General features: G+C 64.8%; 19 protein-coding genes and 2 pseudogenes. 7 read left to right on the forward strand and 14 right to left on the reverse strand.

All coding sequences use genetic code 11. The features are described 5' to 3' along the window. Positions 1 to 30: 30 nt before the first annotated feature. Together V6Z91_RS25805 and gudD are read left to right on the forward strand one after the other, a co-directional pair. Complete coding sequence (locus tag V6Z91_RS25805; protein ID WP_338763010.1) at positions 31 to 1,107, forward strand: porin; 1,077 nt, start codon at positions 31 to 33, stop codon at positions 1,105 to 1,107. Positions 1,108 to 1,136: 29 nt separating this feature from the next. Then, positions 1,137 to 1,277 (forward strand): annotated as a pseudogene (gene gudD, locus V6Z91_RS25810) (glucarate dehydratase); the annotation flags it as partial. Positions 1,278 to 1,280: 3 nt separating this feature from the next. Here gudD and prfH read toward each other — a convergent pair. From prfH to V6Z91_RS25855, 9 genes are all read right to left on the reverse strand, one after another. Then, positions 1,281 to 1,943, reverse strand: a complete 663-nt coding sequence (prfH, locus tag V6Z91_RS25815) for a peptide chain release factor H (protein WP_338763012.1) — start codon at positions 1,941 to 1,943, stop codon at positions 1,281 to 1,283. Further along, entirely contained in the window at positions 1,943 to 3,133 is a 1,191-nt protein-coding gene (locus tag V6Z91_RS25820) for an RNA ligase RtcB family protein (RefSeq protein ID WP_338763015.1), read from the reverse strand. The genes prfH and V6Z91_RS25820 overlap by 1 nt, the downstream gene beginning before the upstream one ends. Positions 3,134 to 3,449: 316 nt before the next feature. Beyond that, entirely contained in the window at positions 3,450 to 5,564 is a 2,115-nt protein-coding gene (locus tag V6Z91_RS25825) for a TonB-dependent receptor (RefSeq protein ID WP_338763017.1), read from the reverse strand. Positions 5,565 to 5,670: 106 nt separating this feature from the next. Continuing rightward, complete coding sequence (locus V6Z91_RS25830; RefSeq protein WP_338763019.1) at positions 5,671 to 6,480, reverse strand: cyclase family protein; 810 nt, start codon at positions 6,478 to 6,480, stop codon at positions 5,671 to 5,673. A 200-nt stretch (positions 6,481 to 6,680) separates the two neighbouring features. Then, positions 6,681 to 7,667 carry a fumarylacetoacetate hydrolase family protein gene (locus tag V6Z91_RS25835; RefSeq protein WP_338763021.1) on the reverse strand — a complete coding sequence of 329 codons (987 nt, stop codon included), beginning with the start codon at positions 7,665 to 7,667 and terminating at the stop codon, positions 6,681 to 6,683. Positions 7,668 to 7,688: 21 nt separating this feature from the next. Beyond that, positions 7,689 to 8,819 carry an FAD-dependent oxidoreductase gene (locus V6Z91_RS25840; RefSeq protein WP_338763023.1) on the reverse strand — a complete coding sequence of 377 codons (1,131 nt, stop codon included), beginning with the start codon at positions 8,817 to 8,819 and terminating at the stop codon, positions 7,689 to 7,691. Next, positions 8,816 to 9,172 (reverse strand): Rieske 2Fe-2S domain-containing protein, encoded by a 357-nt coding sequence (locus V6Z91_RS25845; RefSeq protein ID WP_338763026.1) that lies wholly within the window; start codon positions 9,170 to 9,172, stop codon positions 8,816 to 8,818. Before V6Z91_RS25845 ends, V6Z91_RS25840 begins: the two co-directional genes overlap by 4 nt. Beyond that, positions 9,172 to 10,119 carry a VOC family protein gene (locus V6Z91_RS25850; RefSeq protein ID WP_338763029.1) on the reverse strand — a complete coding sequence of 316 codons (948 nt, stop codon included), beginning with the start codon at positions 10,117 to 10,119 and terminating at the stop codon, positions 9,172 to 9,174. The genes V6Z91_RS25845 and V6Z91_RS25850 overlap by 1 nt, the downstream gene beginning before the upstream one ends. A gap of 142 nt (positions 10,120 to 10,261) precedes the next feature. Continuing rightward, complete coding sequence (locus tag V6Z91_RS25855; RefSeq protein ID WP_338763032.1) at positions 10,262 to 11,434, reverse strand: prolyl oligopeptidase family serine peptidase; 1,173 nt, start codon at positions 11,432 to 11,434, stop codon at positions 10,262 to 10,264. A gap of 483 nt (positions 11,435 to 11,917) precedes the next feature. Between V6Z91_RS25855 and V6Z91_RS25860 the strand changes: the two genes are divergently transcribed. Then, on the forward strand, positions 11,918 to 13,324 hold the full coding sequence (locus V6Z91_RS25860) for a S41 family peptidase (protein WP_338763035.1): 1,407 nt from the start codon (positions 11,918 to 11,920) through the stop codon (positions 13,322 to 13,324). Positions 13,325 to 13,799: 475 nt separating this feature from the next. Continuing rightward, positions 13,800 to 14,258 carry a hypothetical protein gene (locus V6Z91_RS25865; RefSeq protein WP_338763038.1) on the forward strand — a complete coding sequence of 153 codons (459 nt, stop codon included), beginning with the start codon at positions 13,800 to 13,802 and terminating at the stop codon, positions 14,256 to 14,258. A gap of 106 nt (positions 14,259 to 14,364) precedes the next feature. Here the strand turns inward: V6Z91_RS25865 and V6Z91_RS25870 are convergent. From V6Z91_RS25870 to V6Z91_RS25885, 4 genes and pseudogenes are all read right to left on the reverse strand, one after another. Beyond that, positions 14,365 to 15,560, reverse strand: a pseudogene (locus V6Z91_RS25870) (IS256 family transposase). Positions 15,561 to 15,814: 254 nt separating this feature from the next. Further along, positions 15,815 to 16,459, reverse strand: a complete 645-nt coding sequence (locus V6Z91_RS25875) for a PEP-CTERM sorting domain-containing protein (protein WP_338763040.1) — start codon at positions 16,457 to 16,459, stop codon at positions 15,815 to 15,817. 368 nt (positions 16,460 to 16,827) lie between these two features. After that, on the reverse strand, positions 16,828 to 17,421 hold the full coding sequence (locus V6Z91_RS25880; protein ID WP_338763043.1) for a glycine zipper 2TM domain-containing protein: 594 nt from the start codon (positions 17,419 to 17,421) through the stop codon (positions 16,828 to 16,830). Between the two features lie 163 nt (positions 17,422 to 17,584). Then, a complete protein-coding gene (locus tag V6Z91_RS25885; protein WP_338763046.1) occupies positions 17,585 to 18,883 on the reverse strand; it encodes an alpha/beta hydrolase in 1,299 nt (432 codons plus the stop codon). Between the two features lie 276 nt (positions 18,884 to 19,159). Here V6Z91_RS25885 and V6Z91_RS25890 point away from each other — a divergent pair, with 276 nt between their 5' ends. From V6Z91_RS25890 to V6Z91_RS25900, 3 genes are all read left to right on the forward strand, one after another. Next, the gene (locus V6Z91_RS25890) at positions 19,160 to 19,816 is read left to right on the forward strand and encodes a PEP-CTERM sorting domain-containing protein (protein ID WP_338763048.1); all 657 of its coding nucleotides are present in this window, start codon (positions 19,160 to 19,162) and stop codon (positions 19,814 to 19,816) included. Positions 19,817 to 19,942: 126 nt separating this feature from the next. Next, positions 19,943 to 20,578 carry a hypothetical protein gene (locus V6Z91_RS25895; protein ID WP_338763050.1) on the forward strand — a complete coding sequence of 212 codons (636 nt, stop codon included), beginning with the start codon at positions 19,943 to 19,945 and terminating at the stop codon, positions 20,576 to 20,578. Between the two features lie 83 nt (positions 20,579 to 20,661). Further along, on the forward strand, positions 20,662 to 22,644 hold the full coding sequence (locus V6Z91_RS25900) for an alkaline phosphatase family protein (protein WP_338772051.1): 1,983 nt from the start codon (positions 20,662 to 20,664) through the stop codon (positions 22,642 to 22,644). Here V6Z91_RS25900 and V6Z91_RS25905 read toward each other — a convergent pair. Then, positions 22,641 to 23,102: a hypothetical protein gene (locus tag V6Z91_RS25905; protein WP_338763052.1), complete on the reverse strand. Its 462-nt coding sequence runs from the start codon at positions 23,100 to 23,102 to the stop codon at positions 22,641 to 22,643. The genes V6Z91_RS25900 and V6Z91_RS25905 overlap by 4 nt on opposite strands. Positions 23,103 to 23,167: the final 65 nt, after the last annotated feature.

The raw sequence follows: 23,167 nt of genomic DNA on the forward strand, positions 1-23,167 counted from the left end.
CCATAACGACACAACTCACCGGAGACGACATTGAAACACTCGGCAGCATTCATTTTTGCCCTCGCCGGCGCCACCGCCGCCCACGCCCAAAGCTCGGTATCCATCTACGGCATCGTCGATGCCGCCATCGTCGGCGAACGGGGCGGCGCGGCGGGGAACGTCACGAAGGTGACGAGCGGCGCTGCCTCCGCCTCGCGCATCGGCTTTCGCGGCACCGAAGACCTGGGAAACGGCCTGTCGGCCTTCTTCACGCTCGAAACGGGGTCGAAGATCGACACCGGCGACATCGACTCGGCCGGCACGATCTTCAACCGCCAGGCGTTCGTGGGCCTGAAGGGCATGTTCGGCTCGGTCGCCCTCGGCCGCCAGTACACCCCATGGCACAACACGCTGGCAAGGATCGGCGACCCGTTCGGCACCGGCTACGCGGGCACGGCGAAGAACCTGTTCCCGGACTTCGGCGCCAATATCCGCACCAGCAACACGCTCACCTACGCCGCCCCCGCGAGCCGCGGCTTCGACTTCGAGCTGGCCTACAGCGCCGGCGAGCAGAGCGATTCGTCGACCGGCCGCCAGTTCGGCGGCGCCGTGGGCTACGCACGAGGCCCGCTCACCGTGCGGCTGGCGTACAACAACAAGAACACCGACACGGCGGCCACCGCGACCGCGGCCGCGGTCAACCGCGGCCTGGGCCGCAACACGCTGCTCGCGGCGAACTACGACCTGGGCTGGGCCAAGCTATACGGCGCCTACGGCATCGACAAGGGCGACAACAGCACCCCGCTCGGCAATGCCAACAACCCTTACAGCGGCGTGCGCCCCACTCCATCCACCGACGGCCGCTCGGCCCTGCTCGGCTTCTCCGCGCCGCTGGCCGGCGGCACGCTGATGTTCTCGGCCATGCACAAGGATGACCGCACCGCCTTCAACCAGGATGCGAACTCCTGGGGCGTCGGCTACCTGTATGCGCTGTCCAGGCGCACCGGCCTGTATGCGGCCTACGCACACATCGACAACCGCAACGGCGCCGGCTACACGGTGGCCAACAACACCGAGCCGGGCTCCGGCCATACGGGCTGGAACCTCGGCATCCGCCACACCTTCTGAACCATGCACTACTCATCACGGGAAACAGCATGACCGCCCATGTTTCCGGCGCCCCCATCGTCACCGACATGCGCGCCGTGCCCGTCGCGGGCCAAGACAGCATGCTGCCCGACCTCTCCGGCGCGCAGGGCGCCTGGCTCACCCGCGATATCGTGATCCTGACGGACAGCGGCTCACGAAGGAGCCACTGAAGATCGCGCATACGCCTCCTCGATGAACCGTGGTCCGACGAAACGCTGGATCGCTTCCCCGCCGGGCCGCACCGCGTGCCGCGCACGGCGTTCGGCCCGGTCGCGCGCCACGCCGCCTTCCAGCTGTTCCTGCAGCTTCGCGTACAGCAGCGCCAGCGCGGCGGCCTTGTTGGCGCGCTGGCTGCGCGACTCGCCCACCTTCACCGACAGGCCGCTCGCCACGTGCGTCGCGCGCACCGCCGTTTCCGTCTTGTTCACGTGCTGCCCACCAGGCCCGGAAGCGCGCATCGTGTCGAAAACGACTTCGCGCTCGAATTCGCCGGCGGGAGGCGCGAACACGGCCACGTCGAGAAACCAGTTCTTGCGAGGGTGGCGTGGCCGGAAGGGACAGGCGCACACCCACAGCACGGTGCCGGCCTGGGCCTCGGCGAAGCGGCGCACCGCCGCGTCGTCGCCATCAACCGACAGCAGCACCGACTGCAGCAACGACTTCAGCGTGCCGCCCTCCCCAGCCACTTCGTCGACGACGGCGGTCGAAAGACCCGCGTGCCGGGCCGCCGCATCGACATGGGCCAGCATCTTGACGACGCCGAGGCAGCATTCGGCGGGGCCCGTATTGGCGGAAATCTGGATCAGCATGGCCATCAGCAGCACTCCCCGCGCGTCTTGTAGGTGAGCACCGGCCGATACTCGGCAAGCACGCGCACGAGGCCGGCGCCCGCCAGGCTGTCGATGACGGTATCGATCGGTTTGTAGGCCGCTCCCGCTTCCTCGAAGACCAGCTCCTTGTCCCGGCAGATGACGCGGCTGCCGAGCGCCCCCTTCGCGGGGTCCTTCAGCATGCCCGTCTTTTCCAGGCGCCCGCGGCAATCGGCGCGCTGCCACTTGCGCCCCGCGCCATGCGCCAGCGAACCGAGGCTCGCAGCGGCCGCCCCGGCGACGGGGGCGACGAGGTAGCTCAGCGCATCGCGCGAGCCGGGGATCAGGATCGCCGCACCGGCCATCGGCGTCGCCCCTTTCCGGTGGGTCCAGCCGGCCGTACCGTCGAAGGATTCGAAGGTGACCGTATTGTGATTGACGTCCAGCTCGCGGACGGCGCTCGCTCCGAGCCGCACGCAGATGCGCGCCGCGATGAGGCAACGGTTCAGTTCCGCGAACGCCACCGCTGCCGCATGGCGGGCCAGGTAGGCTTGCGCGGCGGGGCTGCCTTCCGCCAGCCCGGCATGGCCAAAGGCGTCGACGTGTTCGCGCAGGATGCTTTCGCCCAGCCCGCGTGACCCGCTGTGCACGACGAGGTTGAGGCGCTTCGGGTCGGCCAGCGCGGCGGGCGCGTCACCGTCCACCACGCGCTCCACGCGCTGCAATTCGGCGAAGTGGTTACCCCGGCCGATCGTGCCGGCCGAGCGCATGTGCCGCGTATCGAGCCCGGCGGCGGCAAGGGCCGCCTCGACGGCATCGCGCTGCGCGGCGATGGCCGGGAACGCGTCGGCGATCCTGGCATGTTCGGCATCGTCGACCACGCCGTCGAGGTTGCCGATCTGGCGATCCAGCTTGTCCAGCTTGATTTTCGCGGTTGGCAGGTCCGTGCTCCACACGGACACGCCGCAGCCGATATCGTTACCCACCAGCGCGGGATAGAAGTGCCCGGCGCTGAAGAACGCCGCGCCGACCGGATAGCCGCGGCCCGGATGCAGGTCGGGCATGCCGACCGCGCGGACCATGCCGGGCAGTTGCGTAGTCTTGATCAGTTGCTGGATGGCCGCCCCTTCCAGCCAGAGGCGTGGAGAGGCGATGACGGTTGCGCGCTCGGCAACCGTCGAGATGTTATTTACCATGGATTTCCCGTATTCATATCGGAATACCGGGAGCGGGACGAACGCGAAAGTGCTGTTGGCGACTTAGAGCGCCTAACAAAACCCGCAGGGCAAGGCGCGGCGTCGAAGACAGTACACCTGTACGGCGAGACGCTGCAACGCAGCCATGGGGGTTTTGTTAGGCGCTCTTAGTGCGCGACGACACCGACCCGGAGTGCAAAGGCTTGGTGCTTGGGTGCGAACTGCATGTTTGCCTCCTTTCGTGGGTCAGTGGTTGGTGGGACGCGAAGGATAACAACTTTATATCGGGAACACAAGCGCCGCCCGGCGCCTGTGCTCACAGGTCGACAGCAGCCGACAGCATGACAGTGCGCGGCGCGCCCTGCACGATGGCCCCGTACGACGCCACGCCCGACCAGAAGCGCCGGTCCGCCACATTGAGCATCGCGGCGCGCAGCGTCATGTTCCTGCCGGCAAACGCGGTGCGGTAACGCGCCCCCAGGTCGATGCGGGTCCAGGCCGGAATGTCTTTCGTGTTGGCCTGGTTCACGTACTGCCGGCCGGTTCGCGCCACGCTGCCCGTCAACGTCAGCGCCGGCACGCCGGCATCCCACTCGACGCCCAGATTGGCTTGCGCGGCCGGTACGCCGACGGGCCGCTTGCCGCGCGTCGCCGCGCTATTGGTGCGCGTCAGCTCGGCGTCGATGAAGGTGGCGCCGCCCGTGAGGCGCAGGCCCGCCGCGCCTTCGCCGAACAGCGCCAGCTCCAGGCCCCGGTTACGCTGTTCGCCATCCACGCCATAGACGGTACCGGTCAATTGCCCGCTGGGCTTCTCGATGCGGAAGGCGCTCACCGTGCCGGCCAGGCCGCCACGCTCCAGCTTCACGCCGACTTCGTTCTGCCGCGACCGGTACGGCGCGAACATCTCGCCCGCGTTGCTCGCGGTCGGCGGCGCCGTATCGCCCTTGCTCAAGCCCTCGATACGGTTGGCGTAGACGGACAGCCAGGGCAAGGCCCGGAACGCGGCGCCGGCCATCGGCGTGGTGGCACGGCGGTCGTAGCGCGCGGTCGTGGCCCCTGCCGCGCTGAAGTTTTCCGACTCGACCTGCTGGCGGCGCACGCCGAGCATCACGAGCAGGCGGCCGTCCAGCGCCGTCATCGTGTCGGCCAGCGCCGCGCCGGACAGCGTCGTCGCCGAAATCCTGGGCACGGTCGCGGGTGCGGCCACGGCTTGCGCCGGCTGCTCGCGCGGCGAGTACAGGTTGGAGAACATCGGCGTGCCGCTGACGGAGGCACGATCCAGCTCGTCGTCGTAGCGGCTGGCCTGCAGCGTCACCGCATGCCGCACGGTACCGGTGGCGAAGGCGGTGCGCAGGCCGCCGTCGACGGTCGAGCGCTCCACGCGCAACCGGAAGTTATCGGGCGTGACACGCGTATTGCCCGCCGCGTCGAGGATGGTCGGCGTGCCGAACAGGCGCGCTACGCGGGTGCGTGCGCCGCCCGCGCTGGCAAACACGGTGAGATGGTCGGCGACGCGGTACTCTCCCCGCAGCAGCACGGAGCGGTCTTCGATCCGCGACCACTCCCAGGCCTGGGTGACGTTGCGCCGCCCTGCCGGCGCGGCCGGCACGGCCACGCCGGCCGCGGCCAGGAAGGGGCGCGAAGGCGCGTCGAAGCGCTCCGTCTGCGCCAGCGCGTCGAGCGTCACCCGCAGCCGCTCGCCCTGGTAGTCGAGCGCCAGCGCGCCAACGTCGGCATTGCGGTGCTGGCGGTCGAGCGGCGTGTCGCCCTGGCGGTGGCTGCCGTTTACGCGCACGCCGAACTGGCGCGCGGCACCGAAGCGCTTGCCCACATCGGCGTGCACGCCGGCCTGCGTGTCGGAGGCATATTCGAAGCTTACGCGCGCCAGGTCACGCTCGCCCGCCCGCTTGGGCACGATATTGACAACGCCGCCGATGCCGCTGTTCGGCGACATGCCGTACAGCAGCGCCGCCGGGCCCTTGATGACTTCGATGCGCTCCGCGTAGTCGGCGAACACGCGGTAATTCGGCGCCACGCCGTATTGCCCGTCCAGCGCGATCTCGCCCACATTGCCCTCGCCGATCGCGAAGCCGCGGATGAAGAAGGCATCGAGGATGCCGCCGGCCTGGCCGGTGGCGCGCACCGAGGGATCGCGCGCCAGCACGTCGGCCACCGCGACGGCCTGCTGGTCGGCGATGGCCTGCGCGGTGTAGCTGGTGACGCTGAAGGGCGCCATCGCCACGTCCACGTCGCCGAGCATGCCGGCCCGCGCGGTGCGCGCCAGCTGGCCGCCGGCATGGCTGTCCTCGCGCGCGGCGCTGACCGTGACCTGCGGCAGGGTTTCCTCGGCCGGCGTGGCGGGCTGGGCATAAGCCCCACTCCCCGCCGCCAGCGCCGCGAAGGCGATGACTTGACTGAACGTTGCTTCCATGGGCTCCCTAGTGAATGAGAATCATTATCAAATGATCTTATCATAAGGACAAGCCTTCGGGAATGGCCCGGCCGTTCTCAGCCGGGCAACCTGGCAGCCGGGCGCTTCAGCGCGGCAACGCCAGCAGCCCGTCGTCGACGATCGCCACGGCCCGCGTCCAGCCGGCCGAACCGCGCCGCACCTTGTGCGGGAAGCAGCTGATGAAGAATCCGTGCGGCGGCAGCGCTTCGAGGTTGTGCAGCTTCTCGAGGTGGCAGTAGCCGATGTCGCGGCCGGCCTTGTGGCCTTCCCAGATCAGCGACTTGTCGCCGGTTTCCGCGATCTTCTTCGCCGTGTACGAGAACGGCGCATCCCAGCTCCAGGCATCGGTGCCGGTCAGTCGCACGCCGCGCTCGAGCAGGTACATCGTGGCTTCATACCCCATGCCGCAACCGGCGGAGACGAAGTCGTTGTGGCCGTAGCGGCTGCCTGCACGGGTGTTCACGACCACGATGTCCAGCGGTTGCAACATGTGGCCGATGCGGGCCAGCTCCGCTTCCACGTCCCCCGCGGTGGCCACGTAGCCATCGGGGAAATGGCGGAAATCGAGCTTTACTCCGGGCTGGAAGCACCATTCCAGCGGCACCTCGTCGATCGTGATCGACGGCTTCTTTTCGCCGGTCTTCGCATCCATCGTCGAATGGAAGTGGTATGGCGCGTCCAGGTGGGTGCCGCTGTGCGTCGTCATCGTCACCCACTCGGCGGCGGCAGCTTCGCCATCCGGATAATCGTCGGCGTTCGTACCGGGGATCATGGCCATGAATTCGTGCAGCGTGTCCGTGTGCTTCTGGTAAGTGATCTTCGGCGCCAGCGGCGGCGGGTCGGACAGTACTTCGTTTTCGAGGTAGATGGAAAGGTCGATGAAGCGGCGCGGCATGCGGGTCTCCTGTGGTTTGTGGGCGCAGCGTAGCGCCTGGCGCCGTGTGGGGGAAGCCGATTCCATGGATGCCAGGCATCGGCGGGATTGATAGCCGGCCCGGCGGCAGGCGCGCGGGCGCAGGGCACGGCGGCGCCGATAACGCGCATCGCGAGAGGCGTGGTTATTTGCCGGCACCGCGCTGCTCATGCATGCCGCCTCTACTCCGGCAGCCGCGCGGCGACAACGCGCTGGTCGATCACGCCGAACGGGGTATTGCCGGCGGCGTCGCGCGCAGCCATCCACACGCGGTCGCCGAATCGCATGAATTCCGTGCGCGGTTCGCCGTGCTCGATGATCTCGATAACGCGGCGCTCGGCGATGCAGGCCGAGCCCACGGAACGGTCCTCGTTCGACACGGTGCCGGAACCCAGCACGGTACCGGCGGACAGGCGCCGTGTACGCGCCGCATGCGCCAGCAGTTCGCCGAAACCGTAATTCATCTCCCGGCCGTTCGGATTGCCGAACCAGCTGTCGTTCCAGCGCACGTGCAGGTCCAGCTTTACCCTGCCGCCGGACCATGCATCGCCCAGTTCATCGGGCGTGACCGCCACCGGCGCGAAGCTCGTCGACGGCTTGCACTGGAAGAAGCCGAAGCCCGTCTTCATCTCGCGCGGGCCCAGCTTGCGCAGGCTCCAGTCGTTGATCTGCACCAGCAGGCGAACCTGCGCCAGCGCGGCCTGGGGGCTGGCGCCCATCGGTACCGGCCCGGTGATCACGCCGAACTCGCCCTCGAAGTCGATGCCCAGCGCCTCGTCCGGCATGGGCACGTCGTCGCGCGGGCCGAGGAAATCGTCGGAGGCGCCCTGGTACATCACGGGAATCGTCTCGAAATCCGGGATCGGCTCCGTGTTGAACGCGCGCTCCATCAGCCGGCCGTGGTTCAGGAACGCCGAGGCGTCGCACCATTGCCAGGTGCGCGGCAACGGGGCGGTGCAGGCCGCGGGGTCGAAGGCGAAGCTTTCCACTTCGCCGGCGCTCAGCCGGTCGTACAAGCTTTGCAGCGGTGCCTGGACCGCGTCCCAACGCTCGACGGCATCGAGCAGGCTGGCGGCGATGCTGCCGGCGGGCGTGGCCCGTGCGAGATCGCGCGAGACGACAACGAGCGTGCCGTCAGGGTGATCCGATCTCAGTGTGGCAAATTTCATTCTTCCTCCTCGATAGTTGCATCAGATCGGGTTCGCGAGGGCGACCAGCGTCTCGCGCATGATGCGGCCATGCTCGGCCTTGTCGCCGCCGGTGATCTCGATCTCGCCCAACCGGCCGGAATTCTCGACGACCATGCGGCAGCGCTCCCAGCGCCGCTCCTCGAAGGCGTTCAAGGCCGTATCGACGTCGGCATGCCGCCCGATTTCCTCGGCCAGCACGATCGCGTCCTCGATGCCGATGCAGGCGCCGGAGGCCAGGTGCGGTGTCGTCGCATGAACGGTGTCGCCGATCAGCACGACGCGGCCTTTGTGCCAGGGTCGCGGCAGCAGCAAGCCTTCCAGCGGCCGGTAGATGACCTGCGAGTGCTCGCCAAGCTGATCGCGGATGCGCTGCAGCACCGGCACGTCGAACGGCGCCAGCAAGTCCTTCAGCAGCGTGGTGAAACGGGCCGGATCGATGAAGGCGCGTTCGGCGCGATCCTCGGTCACGTACAGGTACATCTCGGTGCTTGAGACGGGCGCCACGCCAGCCTTGATCTTCGGCCCCAGCCACATGCTGGCGGTGTTGATTTCCGGAGCCCTGGGCAGCACGGCGCGCCACACGCCCTGGCCCGTGTACCTCGGCGCGGGCGCCTCGGGGAACAGCACTTCGCGCACCGTCGAATAAAGGCCGTCCGCGCCGATCACCAGGTCGTAGCAGGCCTTGTCGCCGTCGGTGAAGGTCACGTCGACGCAGTCGGCATCCTGCACGATGGACTTGAACGTGCAACCGAGGCGCACGTCGGTACCGCTGGCACGGGTGGCTTCGGCCAGGATCGCGGCCAGCACGGGACGCATGATGGCGCCGCCGCCCGGCACGTCGGGCGCGGCGATGCGCGGCGTGGGCAGCGTGGCCAGGTGGTGATTGCCCGCCGTGTGGATGTCCACGTTGTCGTGCGCATCGCCGCGGCGCAGGAATTCATCCAGCACGCCGAGGGTGAGGAAGGCGCGCAACGTGGCGCCGCCCAGGCTGATGCCGGCCCCGTAGGAGCGCCAGCCGGCGTCGATCTCGACCAGGTCGACCCCGATGGTTCGCTTTCGCAGCTCGATGGCGGCGGCCATGGCGGAAAAACCGCCGCCGACGACCAGCACCTTGTTGACTGCCTTGTTCATGGTTGTCTCCTTCCGTCTTCCCACGGAATGTAAATATCGTTTTCGGAAGTCACCGCCAGCGCCACCGGTTGCAAGCCCTGCCCAAGGCAGGGGCCGAGGGTGCAGATGCCGGTGACGACGTCGAACTGGGCACCGTGGGCAGCGCACACGATGCGCGTGCCATCGGCGTTCAGGTACGCGTCCTTGCGCCAGGCCATCGGCGTGTCGCCGTAATGCGGGCAGGCGTCGCGCCAGCCGTGCACGCGGCCGCCCTGCCGCACCACCAGCACCGTGTCCCTGCCCTCGCCCCACGGGTCGAAGCCGCGCGAGGCGCCGTCCTGGATGTCTTCCAGGCGGCACAGGAATTTGTCCATCAATGCCGCTCGGCGGCGCCGGCGGCACCCGGCGGCGGGCCGCCCGGCGCCCACTTGTCGCGCTGCTGGAACAGGAACAGCTGGGAAGCGTCCGCCCCCATCGGCGTTTCGCGGGCCACCCACGCCTCGTCGTGCAGGTCCATGTCGGCGTCGTATTCCACGTGGCAGCCCAGCGGGCTGTTGAAATACCAGAACCAGTTCGAACCGAACCTGTGACGGCCGGGGCCCCAGAACGACTGGTAGCCCTTGTTCACGAAGCGCGTACCGGCCAGCATCACCTCGGTCGGGCCGCCCATGTGGAAGGTGAAGTGCTCGATGCCCTTCATGAACGGCGGCGTCTGGATCAGGAACAGCGTGTGGTGATCCAGCGTGCCGGCCGGGCGCAGGAAGGGACCGGCCCCAACCAGGCGGTCGGTGCACTTGAAGCCCAGCCGCTCGACATAGAACGCTTCCGCCTTCGCCAGGTCGGGCACGAAGTACACCACGTGCGACAGCGTGCGCGGCAGCGCGGGCGCCGCTTCGTCGACGGCCACGTGGTTCGGCTGGCGCTGCGGCGGCGCACCCGGCGCGTTCACCGCTTCCGCAGGCAGGTCCAGCGGGCGGCGCACGGTCACCTGGAAGCCGAGCACGAAGCCCATGTCGTCCGCCGCCTCGATGCTGCCGTCGGCCAGCCGCTTCACTTCGCGGTCGCGGCCCAGCTCCTCGGCGATGGCACCGAGAGTTTTCTCGTCCGCCACGCCATACACGGTCTTGCGCAGCATGCTGGCCGTCTGCATGGGCGGCGGCAGCGACGGATCGTCCTTCGCTGCCAGCACGATGGCCGTGCCATCCAGCGCTTCGAAGCGGCCGTCGCCGACGGGCTTCAAGCCGTAGTCGGTGAGATATTGCGCACAGGCGGCCACGTCGTCCACGCCGAAGACCAGCGCGTCCGGTCCGATGATGTTCATGATGTCTCCTGGTGATGTATGGAAGTGCGGGTGGCACCTCCGAAAGGATCAACCCCAGGTGCAGAACCCGGGGTCGGACGCGGCGGTCCGACCCCAGACCTTGCTGTCGGGGTAAATGCAAGCGTTTCGGCTCGCAAGCGTTCTAGAGCGCGGTCCGCCCGCCCAGCGTCTCGGCGACCCAGTCGGCGATATAGGCGCCCGCATTGGCGGAATTGTCGAAACTGGAGTGCTGCACACCACCCTCGCGGGCCGTAAAAATCTTCAGCTCGCGTTTCGGGCTGTTGACCAGCTGGTCATAGGTGCGCTGTGCCCAGTGCAGCGGAATCTGTGAATCCTTTTCGCCGTGCGTGACGAGGAACGGCACTTTGATCCGATCGAGCACGCCGTCGAGGTGAACGTTCTCGGCGATGCGCATGAAGTCGTCCATGTCCTTGGCGCCCCACACCCAGCGCACATGTTCCCAGTAGTGCGGCACGGGGAAGCTGCCCTCTTTTGCGAGGCGTTTCTTCTGCACGTCGCGCCAGTCGTGATTGGCGCCCCATACCACGCCGCACGCGAAGCGCGGTTCGAAGGCGACGGCGCGCGGGCAGTAATAGCCGCCCAGCGACACGCCTTCCAGCCCGATGCGCTTCGGATCGACGTCCGCGCGCCGCTCTGGGTCCGATTCCAGCCAGTCGACCACCTTCGAGGCCCAGCGCTCGCTGTCGTACACGGCGTGCATGCCATGCAGGCGCAGGGCTTCGCCGGTGCCCGGCTGATCGATGATCAGCGACGAGACGCCGCGCTTCGCCAGCCATTGCGGAAGGCCGACGCGGTATTTCATCTCCTTCGTCGAATCGAGGCCGTTGACCTGCACGAGGATCGGGGCCGGTCCGGTCACCCCTTCGGCGCGGACAAACAGGCCGGAAATGTGCGCGTCGCCGTACGGGATCTCGACGCGCTCGCAGTTCTCTCCGGCCAGCTGGATGCCGCGCTTGAAAACGTCGAGGAAGCGTTTATAAAGTTCCAGGCGGCCCGGCGCGCCATGGGCTTGCAGCCGCTCGGCGGTCAGGTAGTAGGTGGCGGCGCGGCCGTACTTGTCGCCGGCCGAGATCAGGCGGCCACGCCGCTCGTCTTCCTCGGCGAGGCCGCACAGCTTGTCGGCCATGTCCGCCCAGGTCTGGCGGAACGCGCGCGTGCCCTCGGCATCGGGCTGCCGCGCCGCTTCCTGCAGCGGCGCGCACATCTCCTCGATCTCGCCCATCCTGGCGCCCATCTCGATCGCCAGGTCGACCGACAGGTTCCACACATAGTTGGTCGGGAAGTACTTGAACATGCTGGTGTCCCTCTTTTGATTGGTATAGCGGCAATATAAAGAAGGACCGCGCGGGCGAAAAATGGATTATTTCCATGGGAGGCATCCATGGAACCGATAGCTGGGGACTTCGTTGGTGCGCGCTCGCGCGGCATGCCGCGCTGGCTGGTTCCACCGGTGTGCTGGTCAAGCCTGGAAGTCACGCGCGCAGCGTGGGATTGCCGGCCGGCTGGGATGGGCCTGGATCGGGAACGACTTGTTGTAAAACGCGTCTGGCTGGATACACCTTCTGGCAGGGGAAAAGTGAAAAGCGTGGGAATGCACGCACATTCGCGCATGGATTTTCGCTAAGCTCATGCTCTTTGATCGCACCGCTCGAGCCCTATGCATTGGAAATTTCGCCGATCGTTTGCTTCTGGTCGCGTTCTGGCGACGCTTTCCGTAGCCCTTGGATGCGTCGCTACATTGGCCGGTTGCGAGGCCCATCGAACGCCTCCACCAGACATGCCCGCAGAGCAATGGCAGGCTATCGCGCTTGCAGACCTGAGGGCGGTCCATACCGCCATTATCGACGCGCACCCCGGCTATATCGATCCCGACAATCCCGGTGTGCGGGCATGGAGCGAGCAAGGCTACCGTGAAGCGCAAGCACTGATTCCGCGGGTCGTCAATTACGATACGATGATGTCGGCAGTGCGCTATTACGTTTCGGGATTCCAGGATGGTCATCTCGCTTACTCGGACAACGTTCGCAGTGGCGACTTCCACGAAATCGTCAACGGTTGGCGGGTGGATGAGCAACATGGCAAGGCAGTCGTCACGGCCGTCATGCCCGGGTGGAGCGACCCTTTGCCTCCGGTTGGCGCGACTTTGCAGGATTGCGACGGTCGGACACCCGAAGCGATCGTCGCCGAGGATCAGGTTCCGTACTTCGATCGGCGTAACTCACGGTCACTGCGCAATGGCATGTTTCCGGAAATTGGTTCCCTGAGACTGAGTGGCCAGGAACTGAAGCAATGCACGTTTATCCGACCCGATGGCAAGACGATTGCCCTGAAAGTCGTGTATCGCAGCGTGCGGACAATGGATGTGTGGAAGAGCCTGCGCAGTGTCGGCGCTCATTCTCCTGCCCGCCGCAACCGTTATGACGTCGTGGATAACGTCCTTTGGATTCGGGCCGCCAATTTCATGCCTGGTCCTGACGAGGCGAAGGAGCTGGACGTCATGTTGAAGGAGATTGCGGCCCTGCGTGACGTGCGTTCGATCGTATTCGATACGCGCGGAAATGCCGGCGGAGAGAGTGTGATTGGTCAGCGAATTTTCGCCGCAGCCACAGGGGGCCTTGTGTTCAATACGACTGGACTCGACCGCCTGCCGGTGGTGTTCGCCCAATGGCGGGTTTCCGATATTTCCATTTCCGGAGTGGCTCACTACGTCGATGAAATGTCGAAACGCCATGGCCCCAACCACGCACGCACACAAGAGACAAAAAAACTCTTGGACAAATTGCGCGACGGCAGGCATGTGGGCAATACTTGGGTCGACACGGCGGGAATGCCCCGGTTGACGCGCGCCGAGGTCGCTTCGCGTGGTGGCTGGCTTCGTCGTTTTGCCGGTAAAGTTGCCGTTATCACGGACAGCGACTGCGCCAGCGCCTGCCTCGACTTTGTGGACCTGATACGCCTTGTTCCCGGCTCATTACACCTCGGACGTACGACCGCCTCGGACACCGTCTACCTCGAACGTGCCGCCGTGCCACTGCCGAGTGGGAATGTGCTTTTCATGCCGATGAAGGTCTGGCGTAACCGCGTACGCGGCGACGGCGAAGCGCTCGTTCCTCACGTCGAACTGAACATCGATTTCAATAACGATCGGGCTGTCCGCGCCGCAGTGCTGGACGTCCTGCGTTGAACAGCAAGCTGGATCGATCAGCGCACGTTAGTTCAGGACAGCTTCGGGCCGAGAGCGGCCCGTCGGTATAGCGCGGGAATTTGCAGTTCGCGAACCTGCCATGCTGCCGCGAACGGCCGAGTTCAGCCAGGAGCGGCATTCGGAACCTTCCTGCATCGAGGAGCTTGATGAAGCACATTCTTCCATATATCAGCGTTGGGCAGGCCGGAGACCGGTGCATTGTGGTTGTCGAGGATTAGGAGCTTTCGACTTCATCGACGACGCGTGCTCAAAAACTTGGCCGCCGCACTGGCGCTGGATGATCGAGGGCGAGGACGCTGTTAGCCGCGTAATACACGAGCCGGGCTTTGGAACGCCTGACAAACCGGGGTTGTCCTGATAGCAACAACACCGTACACTGCGTCATTGCGACCGGCTGATATCGGCCAGAAGCGGCCGTTTTATGCCAATTTCTACCAGTCGATCATCTACCAGCATGAGACCAGACTTCCACGAGATAGAAGGATTATGGGAACGCGATGGATCACTTCGGGACATCTACGTGCAGGATATGGCGGCTGTCCACTGGAATCGCTTCGACCAACTGCTCAGCCAATACATATACTCGTACAGTTTTGACGGAGTGGCGGCCCCCTTCCCGGGATCGCACAGCGTTTTGGGAAATCGCGAAGGAGTGCATGGGTTGTCGATTTTGTTGGACGGCCCGGTTGAAATCTGCTGCCACTTCTTCATTGCCGAGCAGTTAGAACTCGACATTTCGCCGCGTGAAATTACTAGCCCGTTGGAGCATGAGGAAGTGTTGTCATTTGTCGAGAATCTGGCTGGGGCTCTAGGACTCCCGGCACATATCACACCTGAAAACTCTGAGCACACGCCGTTTCTGACTTACGCGGCAGATAGCCGAACGTGGTGCAAACACGATAACCTCGGGTAGCCTTCGACGTCAGCTCCAGGGCGAGAGCAGACCTTACAAGACGTCCTCAAGATTGTGTCCCCAGGCGTGGTGTATGAGATGTGTTCTCGAGGGGCTGGGTCCCCGATCAGTTAAACACGGCGGAGAGCCGTGCGGGCTGATTGTCGCTCAAGGACTGTAATCCTTCAAGCTGCATATAGCGGCGTTGCAGGGACCACTCGTCATTCTGTTCGAGCATCATAGCTCCGACCAGCCGGATAATGGCTCCGTCGTTGGGGAATATGCCGATGACGTTGGTTCTGCGTTTCACCTCGGCGTTCAATCGTTCAAGTGGATTAGTGCTGTGGATTTGGGTTCGATGGGCTTTCGGGAAGGTCATGAAAGTGAGCACCTCATGCTCTGCGTCGTCCATCATGGCAGCGAGCTTGGGGAATTTTGTCCGCAGCTGGTCGGCGACAATGCGCCACTGGACGCTGGCTGCTTCCGCGGTTTCCTGCACGAAGATCGTGTTGATCATGGCGAGAACGGCTTGGCGCTGACCTTTCCCTGCATGGGCCAAGGCATTGCGGATGAAGTGGACCCGGCAGCGCTGCCACGATGTCTTGAGCACTTTGCTGGCAGCAGCCTTGAGTCCTTCGTGGGCGTCAGAAATAACCAGCTTTACTCCGCGCAGGCCGCGACGCGTTAGGCCACGCAGGAAGTCGGTCCAGAACGGTTCGGCCTCGGAGGGCCCGGTTGCGACACCAAGAATCTCGCGCACGCCATCAGTATTGACGGCCACAGCGATTATCACGGCCACGGAGACGACTCGTCCGGCCTGGCGCGATTTCACGTACGTGGCGTCGATCCACAGATAGGGCCAGTCGCCTTCGATCGGCCGGTTCAGGAACGTTTGCACCCGCTCATCGATTTCCTCGCACAGACGTGAAACCTGGCTCTTCGAAACGCCGCTCATGCCCATTGCCTTGACCAGCTCATCAACCGAGCGCGTCGAAATTCCCTGAATGTAGGCTTCCTGGATGACTGCTGTTAGTGCTTTTTCGGCGGTACGCCGTGGTTTAAGGAAGCGGGGAAGTAGCTGCCGCTACGCAGCTTCGGAATCTTCAGATCCACCTTGCCGGCTCGGGTTTCGAAAGCCCGGTCGCGGTAGCCGTTGCGGCTGTTAATGCGGTCGTCGCTGCGCTGGCCGTATGCGGCTTGGCAAAGCGCCTCGACATCCATCTCCATGAGCCGCTGCAGGGCGTGCTGCAGCGTTTGACGGATGAAATCTGCATCTGCCCCCTTTTCGGCGAGCTCGGATAATGCGATAGTGGCGTCGGTCATTGTGACTCCGTATGGTTTCGTTAAGGTCTTCGCAAACCCAACATTACCTCAAGAATCACAATGGCCGCCCTTCAGGCCGCCTTCCTAACGCCAATTCTGGCGAACTCTTCATACACCACACTGCGGGACACAATCCGTCCTCAATCTCGCCATGGCGACAAAAAGCCGCGAATCAGCAACTTAGAAATTCCCGGCTTTTCCGTCGAAAAGGCTCGTCAAGTATTCGGAGAGTCAATCATGCGAGCCCACGCAATTCACTTGCGCCGGCGCCGCGCCGCGCCCAGCAGCAGCAAGCCGCTGGCCAGCATCGCATAGGTCGCCGGTTCGGGAACCGGAGAAATCTGCTTGACGGTCTTCACGGTGGAATCGGTGAAGGACAGCGAATATTCCTCGCCCGGCCACTGGTACCCATAGGACTTTTCATAGATACCGGACGACGTGTCGTAGGAAACGCTGTGCGCGGTCCACCAGTCATCCTGGCCGGGCACCCCATCATAGCTGGTGTGGCCCGCGGTGAATTCCAGGCCGCCGGCTGCGCTGTAAGTGAATGACCACAGGCCGCACCGGAATTCCGGCGACTGCGCCGGGCATGCCGCGTAGTCATAAAAGCTGCGGTCGATCGTCAGCGATGTGACTTCGGTCTTTTCCAGGACGCCATCTCCGTTCGCGTCGATACCCGCGAATCTGCCGGTGATGGTCAGGTCCGGCTCATAGTGACCGCCAATCCATTCTTCGTAGACGCTAAAGCCCTTCCATGTGAATTCCCATTGCGTAGGCGCCACTGTGGCGGCGTGCGTCAGTGTTCCAACGGCTGCCAGCAAGGCGCCGCTGATAAGCTTGAGGATCATGATTTTTTCCTGTCTCGTGAAAGTGATGCCCCGGATCGAGGCCGTGTTCATTATAATTTTGATACTATTTTTATTATAATAAATTCACGACGCGCTGTTACCGGGGTGCAACACTAGCGAGATGCAAGGACCGTGCTCCAAACCCGGAGCCCACTGCCGCGATCCTCGATGCCGCGGAATATATCCAGGCGCAAATTTCAGGCTCGCAGTCCAGGAAAGCACCGATTCATTCCTGATGGATGAGATTGGTCTTGAAATACGTGGGGCACGACGCAAATGTCCCGCCAGACCAAGGTATGACGGGACATTCGAGATGCGGCGGGCGGCGTTTTGTCGGTCCGAAAGGCTCGACTACTGTCGAAACCCGTCAGGTGTACAGGAAAGCGCGGCTGGCGTTGGCCACCGTGCCGGTCGCCCCTTTACTTGTCGCGATTGGCAATCTCGTTGCCGACATAGCCGCCACCAATGATGCCGGCCAGCGTTGCCACTTTCTTGCCATTGCCACCGCCGATCTGGTTGCCGATCAAGCCGCCGATGACAGCGCCGGTACCGATCGCCACATAGTTCGGCTTGGTTTCCTGCGCGGCCGGCGCCTGGGCCTGCACCGGTGCCTGGTGCCGCGCTTCGTAGCTCTCGGCCGGTGCTTCCCGCACCGGCTTGCGCGGTGTCGGTTCACGGTACACGATCTCGCGAACAACCTTGCGCTCGGGCGCAGCCTGCACAGCCGGGGCGGGCGCCGGCGTCGGCACGGCTACCGGCTGCGGCGCTTGCAATGCGGCCCGTTGGGCGGCCAGTTGCGCCGCCGCCAGTTGCTGCGGTTCGACTGGCTGGAGGGCACCGATGGGTTGCTGTGCCGCCAGGCTCTCAGGGACGGCCTGCGCGGCCGGTTCGGCCTTGGTGGATGGCAGCACGCCAGTCAGGGCCGCGATACCGGTTGCGCTCAGGGCGATGACCGATACGGCCGCGGCGGCGAACAGTGGGTGGATACGGCTCGTAATAGCGTTCTTTTCCATGATTTTCTCCTGATGGCCATCGATTGGCCTGCAGAAGTAGATTAATCGTTGAGATGTGCCGCGGCTATACGTTGACCTGTATCACTCGTTACCACTTGTAAAGACGGCGCCGGATTCGCATGCGATGAACCACGCGCCGGCAATCGCCGGGACCTGCTGCGCTTCACAAGCCGGTAAAGGTATCGGTCTCCCATGCCGTTTCTTCATTCGGATACACAGCCACGCCGGCGCCGCCCAGGGCCTCCACGGCACTGGGTGCCGACATCTCGCCCCTGATGAACGCATCGATCAGCCGCACCGTCTCCAGCGGCCGCGCGATCGGAAAGCCGTGATCGAAGCCCTGGTTTGGATTGATCATCACGGCGGTCACATTGGCGCCTGCGCGCTTGAGGTCGTATTTCGAGGTGGCCGTGTAGTTGTCGTAGATGACCTGGTCGCCACGCCAGGTGGCGAAATCGGTGGTGGCCTTCACCAGCATGGCGCGCTTGCCGTTGAACAGCGCGCCCAGGCGGCCATCGCCCCGGATGGTGACCACGCTGCCGTCGGCATTGGGCGCGGGCTTGACCACGCTGACGGGCGAGACGTTGAACTTGTGCGCGTAGTACAGCGACTCGGGCATGTACTGGATCGTGAAACCGTCGAGAAGCGAGTTGATGTAGTTCGGCGAAGCGCGGAACGTGGGATCGGTCACGGCCGCCGGTGTGAAGGCCTTGCCGATGTCGTACTTGAGGACATCGTTATAGACCACCGCATCCCAGGTGGCCTGCACGTTGGCGTAGGTGCGCTGCTCGCCCTGCCACGAACGCTGCTGGAACGCGGTGCCGGCGATGCCGGCGGCATCGTTGGCGACGGTGACCCAGTCGCCGTTCGCCCACGCGCGGCCGGCCGGATCGGTGCCAGCCTGGCTCGCATTGAAACCGACCCGGATGCCGCGGGTGCCTATGCCCGCCAGGCTGACGACATTGGCATACCGCCCCGGATTGGCGATGACCATCTCCAGTGCGACGCCGAAGCCCATCGAGTAGCCCACCAGTGTCACGCCGGAGGTCGGGAAATTGCCGATCTTGTTCATCACCTTTTCGAAATCCGCGGCGAAATCCTTCAGCGACGTGATCTTCCTGTTGTAGCTCGACTTGCCGCTGCCGCGGTAATCGAAGGTGTAGACGGTATAAGCGTCGTTGAGCGAATCGACGGCGCGCAAGACGCCCATCATGCCGTCGAACGCGGCCCCCGATGTGTTATTGCCGGGGACGAGGACGATGGTCTTCGGGCCATGGCCAGCCTTGCGGACATAAATGCTTTCCTGCGGATCGCCGCCCGCAGCGCCATCGATGATGATGGCGCCCTCGCCGATGGTGGCGATGGCGTCGGCATTGACGCCCGGGGGGCCGGGCGGCCCCTGCTCGCCCTGGTCGCCGCTGCCGCAGCCTGCAAGAGCTGCTGCGAGGGTTATCGTAAGCATTCGAATGACGCGCCAGGTCTGCAACATGTCGTGCCTCTTCCATTGGATGGCCAGCAGGGCGCCGCCCTGTCGAGGATCGCGTGCGATGACGATAACACGGCGGGAACATCCGCCGGTATCCGCCGCACCGTCCAACAAAGTGCCGCGGCGCGTCTGTCTCACCCGTCCAACACCCTCCCCTTGCTGTCAAAAAGCTAGTTGCCTATCGCCTGGGGCTGCCTATACTTCCGCTGTTGTTGCCCACACATGTTGCCCACACATGGAAAGGAGACACCCATGAGAAAGCTCAAGACAATCGCCACCGCATGTTTGCTTGCGTTGGCAGGGACCGCCAGTGCCGTCGTGCTCACGCCCGATGTGGTCACGCCTTTGCCCGGCACGACGGTGGCCGAGCAACCAGAGCTTGCCGGGGTCGTGCTGGTGGACGATGTGCAGGAGTTCTCCTTCAGCGCCTACGGTGGACTCGTCACCGGCACCGTGCAGTCGAGAGTGGTCCGTTCGGATATCGACGGCACGCTCGACTTCTACTGGCGGGTCATCAACGATGCCGGCTCGGCGGGCGCCATCACAGCACTGCGCATCGGCGATTTCCTGACATCGGTCTACGACGCCAACTGGGCCGTGGACGGTCTTGGCGATACGCCCGCCTATAATGCGCGCCTGTTCTCCGCGCCCACCAATGGCGTAAATTTCCTGTTCGAAGCGCCAGACGTCGACGCACTCGAAGCAGGCGCCAGCAGCTACTTCCTGCTGCTCGACACAGACGCCACGGCGTATGCCCGCACGGGGCTCTACGACCTGACGACCGAGGAAAGCGGATCGATATCGCCCACTTTCGCGACGTTTGCGCCGGCCATCCCCGAGCCGGCGACGTATGGCATGTTCGCGGCCGGCCTGGGCGTGCTGGTATTGCTGCGCAGGCGGCGCGGCTGATATACCCTGCCGCCCCCCATCGCGAGCGTGGGGCTGCCTCCCTCGCGCACCGCCGTGAGACGCAAGCCCCAGCAGTTGCCCCGCTGAGTTAGACTGGCGGAACGTTTTTTCGTTTTCAGGCATGCAATGATCGATGCAGACCAGGCGAAGGCATTGATCCTTCGCCGCTCCGAAGGCTCCTACGGAGGCACCGAGCGCTTTACTGTTCAGTCCTGCGCACTGTCCGAACGCGGTGATTACTGGGTCATCCGCGTCAACAGTGAAGACTTCGTCGTCCGCGGCATGCGGGAGCGCTGCTACGTCGGCGCGAATGCGCATCTCGTCGATACGGCCACGGGCCGGATCGAAACCGTCGGCAGCGGCCAGAGTGTCGAGCAGTACCTCGAAGATAAGTACGATGCCGCCGCCGCGGGGGATATGCACTACGTGCTGGGGCCTGATTTCGGCCGCGACGCCAAGATGGCAGTTATCCGGCTCCGGCAGAAACTGGAGTGTTCGCTGGCGCAGGCAATGATGCTCGTTTCACCGGCGTCATCCGATTGGCTCACGGGAAAGAAGAGTACGCTTTCTCATGCGCAAGCGATGCTGCTTCGCGAAGGGATTGCCACGGTCATCCGGCTTCAGGCCGACGCCGCATCGGCAGTGCCGATCGACGACTCGATCTGGCACTGGCGCGCCTTGAAGGCGGCTCTCAACGGGTTGGCGACGCAGCCATCCAGCCAACAAGGCGTTCTTCCAGGCCAGCCGCCATCGCGCGCGTAAGGATGAGCCGTCGGCGTGCCGGGGTCCGCCCGCGCGTCTGCTACACTGCGCTGTTCATTTCAACCCGATAGCGCATCCGATTGATCCAGAGTCCCGCCTCCGAGAGCCTGCCGCCCGTACTTGCCGGTCCCATCCTGCGCCGCCTCGAGCCGGGGCGCCTGGTGCTATGGCTGGTCGGCAGCGCGCCACTGGACCTGACGCTGGTGCTAGTGCCCAAGGCAGGCGTGCCGCGAAGCTTGCCCCTGGACGAGCATTCCTGCCGCGTGGTCCGTGTCGGCCGCCACGCCTGCGTACACCTGATCGATGTCGCGCTGCCCGAGCCGCTGCCGCAGGACACGATCGTCGAATACGACCTGCTCGTCGAACTCGGCGATGGCAAGGCGGGCGGCATCGCGGATTGGGCGCCGCACCTGCTGCATGCCGGCGCCGCGCGCCCAAGCATGGTGCTGCGCAGCCGCAGCGACAATATCCTGTTCGGCTCGTGCCGCAAACCGCATCATCCCGCGCCCGACGGCCTGGCGCGCGCCGACGCCTTGCTGGCCGACCAGGTGGAACGGGCCGACGAGCGGCCCGCCATGCTTATCCTGTGCGGCGACCAGGTGTATGCCGACGACGTGGCCGGCCCGATGCTGGCGGCGATCCACGCGCTGATCCGGCGCCTGGGCCTGTATGCCGAATGCCTGGAAGGCGCCGTGGTCGCCGACAGCGAGGAGCTGTACCGCCATCCGGCCAGCTACTACCGGCGCGAAGAACTGCTGCCCGCGTTCGACTCCAACGATGCGTTGCGCGACCGCTTCTTCCGCGGCAAGAAAAAGCCGATCTTCACCACCGCCAATGCGCATAACCACCTCGTGACACTGGCCGAGATGATGGCCATGTACCTGCTGGTCTGGTCGCCTGTTCCGTGGCAACTGGTGGCGGATGCGCCGGCGCCCGCGCTGGCGCCCAGGCATGCGGAGCGCTGGCGGCGAGAGTCGAAGACTCTGGCGGGCTTTTGCGGCGCCCTGCCGCAGGCCGCGCGGCTGCTGGCCCACGTGCAGACCCTGATGATCTTCGACGACCATGACGTCACCGATGACTGGAACCTGTCGGCCAAGTGGGAAACCGCCGCCTACGGCAACCCGTTCTCGCGCCGCATCGTCGGCAATGCGCTGATCTCCTATATGCTGTGCCAGGGCTGGGGCAACCGCCCGGAGGTGTTCAAGCCGGCTCTGGACGAGATGACCGTGCTGGCCGCCACGGCCGCGCCGGATGCCGACAATCGGCTGGACGCGCCGGTCCAGGACGCGCTGATCCGGCGCCTGCTTTCGTTCCGCCAGTGGGATTTCGTGATACGGACGCAGCCCACGATCATCGTGCTCGACACCCGCACCCGGCGCTGGCGCAACCGGCGCCGCCCCGGTTTTCCGTCGGGCCTGATGGACTGGGAATCGCTCACCGAGCTGCAGCACCAGCTGCTGGACGAAACGGCCGCCGTCATCGTGTCGGCGACGCCCATGTTCGGGGTCAAGCTGATCGAGGTGGTGCAAAGGCTCGCCACCTTCGTCGGCCAGGCATTGACCGTCGATGCCGAGAACTGGATGGCGCATCGCGGCGCCGGCAGCAGCATGATCAATATCTTCCGCCACTCGCGCACCCCGGCCAATTACGTGATCCTGTCGGGCGACGTGCACTATTCGTTCGCCTACGATGTGGAAGTGCGCGAATCGGACGAGACACCGCACATCTGGCAGATCACCAGCAGCGGCATCAAGAACGAATTCCCGCGCCGCCTGCTCGACTGGCTCGACCGGCTCAATCGCTGGCTGTATTCACCACGCTCGCCGCTGAACTGGTTTACGCAGCGCCGCGAACTCGCCATCACGCCGCGCCTGCCGGACTTGCGCAAGAGCGGCGAGCGGGTGTGGAACGGCGCCGGCATCGGCCAGGTATGGCTCGACGCCCAGGGACGGCCGGTGCGCATCATGCAGCACAACGCCGATGGCCGGCCCTCGACCCGGTTCCAGGTGCCGGAACAGGACGTCCCTGCCACGGCGGCTGCCGAGCAGCCCTTGAGGAAGCACTAATCCTTCTTTTCCCTGAACTCACCGTCGATCACCATGTCGTCGGCGCCTTTGCGGGCATTCTGGCCCGTGAAGTTGAAGACGGATGACAGCATCCGGTCAAACATCGCCCGTCGCAGCCAGGGAAAACCGAGCACGAAGGCCGTTGCGAAAGCGGTAAAGCCCGCGGGCACGTAGTCACCGCGCGACAGGAAGTCCAGCGAGCACAGTGCGAGCAGGCCCACGATCAGCGGTCGACGGACTGGCTTCGGCAATAGCCCGACGAGGCGCAGCTTGCCTTTGCTTATCCACGGGAATCTGGCAAAGACCACGCCAAGAAGGAGCCCGGCCGTGAATCGGCCCGTGTCAAGGTGATCGGCCAGGACGCCGATGACGAGGTAACCGGTGTAGGTCATGGTGCCGGCCAGCACGGCCAGCACCGACAACCCAACGGCGAGCGACAGCTTCGGCTTGCGTATCACCGCCTTGACTAGAAAACGTAGAATTTGTGTACTCCCGAGGATGGCCGTTGGAACGCTATCGCGAA

Origin of the sequence: Massilia sp. METH4 (assembly GCF_037094685.1) — a bacterium.
Lineage (GTDB): Bacteria > Pseudomonadota > Gammaproteobacteria > Burkholderiales > Burkholderiaceae_D > Rugamonas.

Coding starts and splice junctions, on each gene's coding strand:
- prfH (WP_338763012.1), bottom strand. CDS start 1,943: ATGGCCATGCTGATCCAGATTTCCGCCAATACGGGCCCCGCCGAATGC.
- V6Z91_RS25860 (WP_338763035.1), top strand. CDS start 11,918: ATGCCCGCAGAGCAATGGCAGGCTATCGCGCTTGCAGACCTGAGGGCG.
- V6Z91_RS25830 (WP_338763019.1), bottom strand. CDS start 6,480: ATGCCGCGCCGCTTCATCGACCTTTCCATCTACCTCGAAAACGAAGTA.
- V6Z91_RS25855 (WP_338763032.1), bottom strand. CDS start 11,434: ATGTTCAAGTACTTCCCGACCAACTATGTGTGGAACCTGTCGGTCGAC.
- V6Z91_RS25820 (WP_338763015.1), bottom strand. CDS start 3,133: ATGGTAAATAACATCTCGACGGTTGCCGAGCGCGCAACCGTCATCGCC.
- V6Z91_RS25865 (WP_338763038.1), top strand. CDS start 13,800: ATGAGACCAGACTTCCACGAGATAGAAGGATTATGGGAACGCGATGGA.
- V6Z91_RS25875 (WP_338763040.1), bottom strand. CDS start 16,459: ATGAACACGGCCTCGATCCGGGGCATCACTTTCACGAGACAGGAAAAA.
- V6Z91_RS25850 (WP_338763029.1), bottom strand. CDS start 10,119: ATGAACATCATCGGACCGGACGCGCTGGTCTTCGGCGTGGACGACGTG.
- V6Z91_RS25825 (WP_338763017.1), bottom strand. CDS start 5,564: ATGGAAGCAACGTTCAGTCAAGTCATCGCCTTCGCGGCGCTGGCGGCG.
- V6Z91_RS25840 (WP_338763023.1), bottom strand. CDS start 8,819: ATGAACAAGGCAGTCAACAAGGTGCTGGTCGTCGGCGGCGGTTTTTCC.
- V6Z91_RS25835 (WP_338763021.1), bottom strand. CDS start 7,667: ATGAAATTTGCCACACTGAGATCGGATCACCCTGACGGCACGCTCGTT.
- V6Z91_RS25895 (WP_338763050.1), top strand. CDS start 19,943: ATGATCGATGCAGACCAGGCGAAGGCATTGATCCTTCGCCGCTCCGAA.
- V6Z91_RS25880 (WP_338763043.1), bottom strand. CDS start 17,421: ATGGAAAAGAACGCTATTACGAGCCGTATCCACCCACTGTTCGCCGCC.
- V6Z91_RS25885 (WP_338763046.1), bottom strand. CDS start 18,883: ATGCTTACGATAACCCTCGCAGCAGCTCTTGCAGGCTGCGGCAGCGGC.
- V6Z91_RS25890 (WP_338763048.1), top strand. CDS start 19,160: ATGAGAAAGCTCAAGACAATCGCCACCGCATGTTTGCTTGCGTTGGCA.
- V6Z91_RS25845 (WP_338763026.1), bottom strand. CDS start 9,172: ATGGACAAATTCCTGTGCCGCCTGGAAGACATCCAGGACGGCGCCTCG.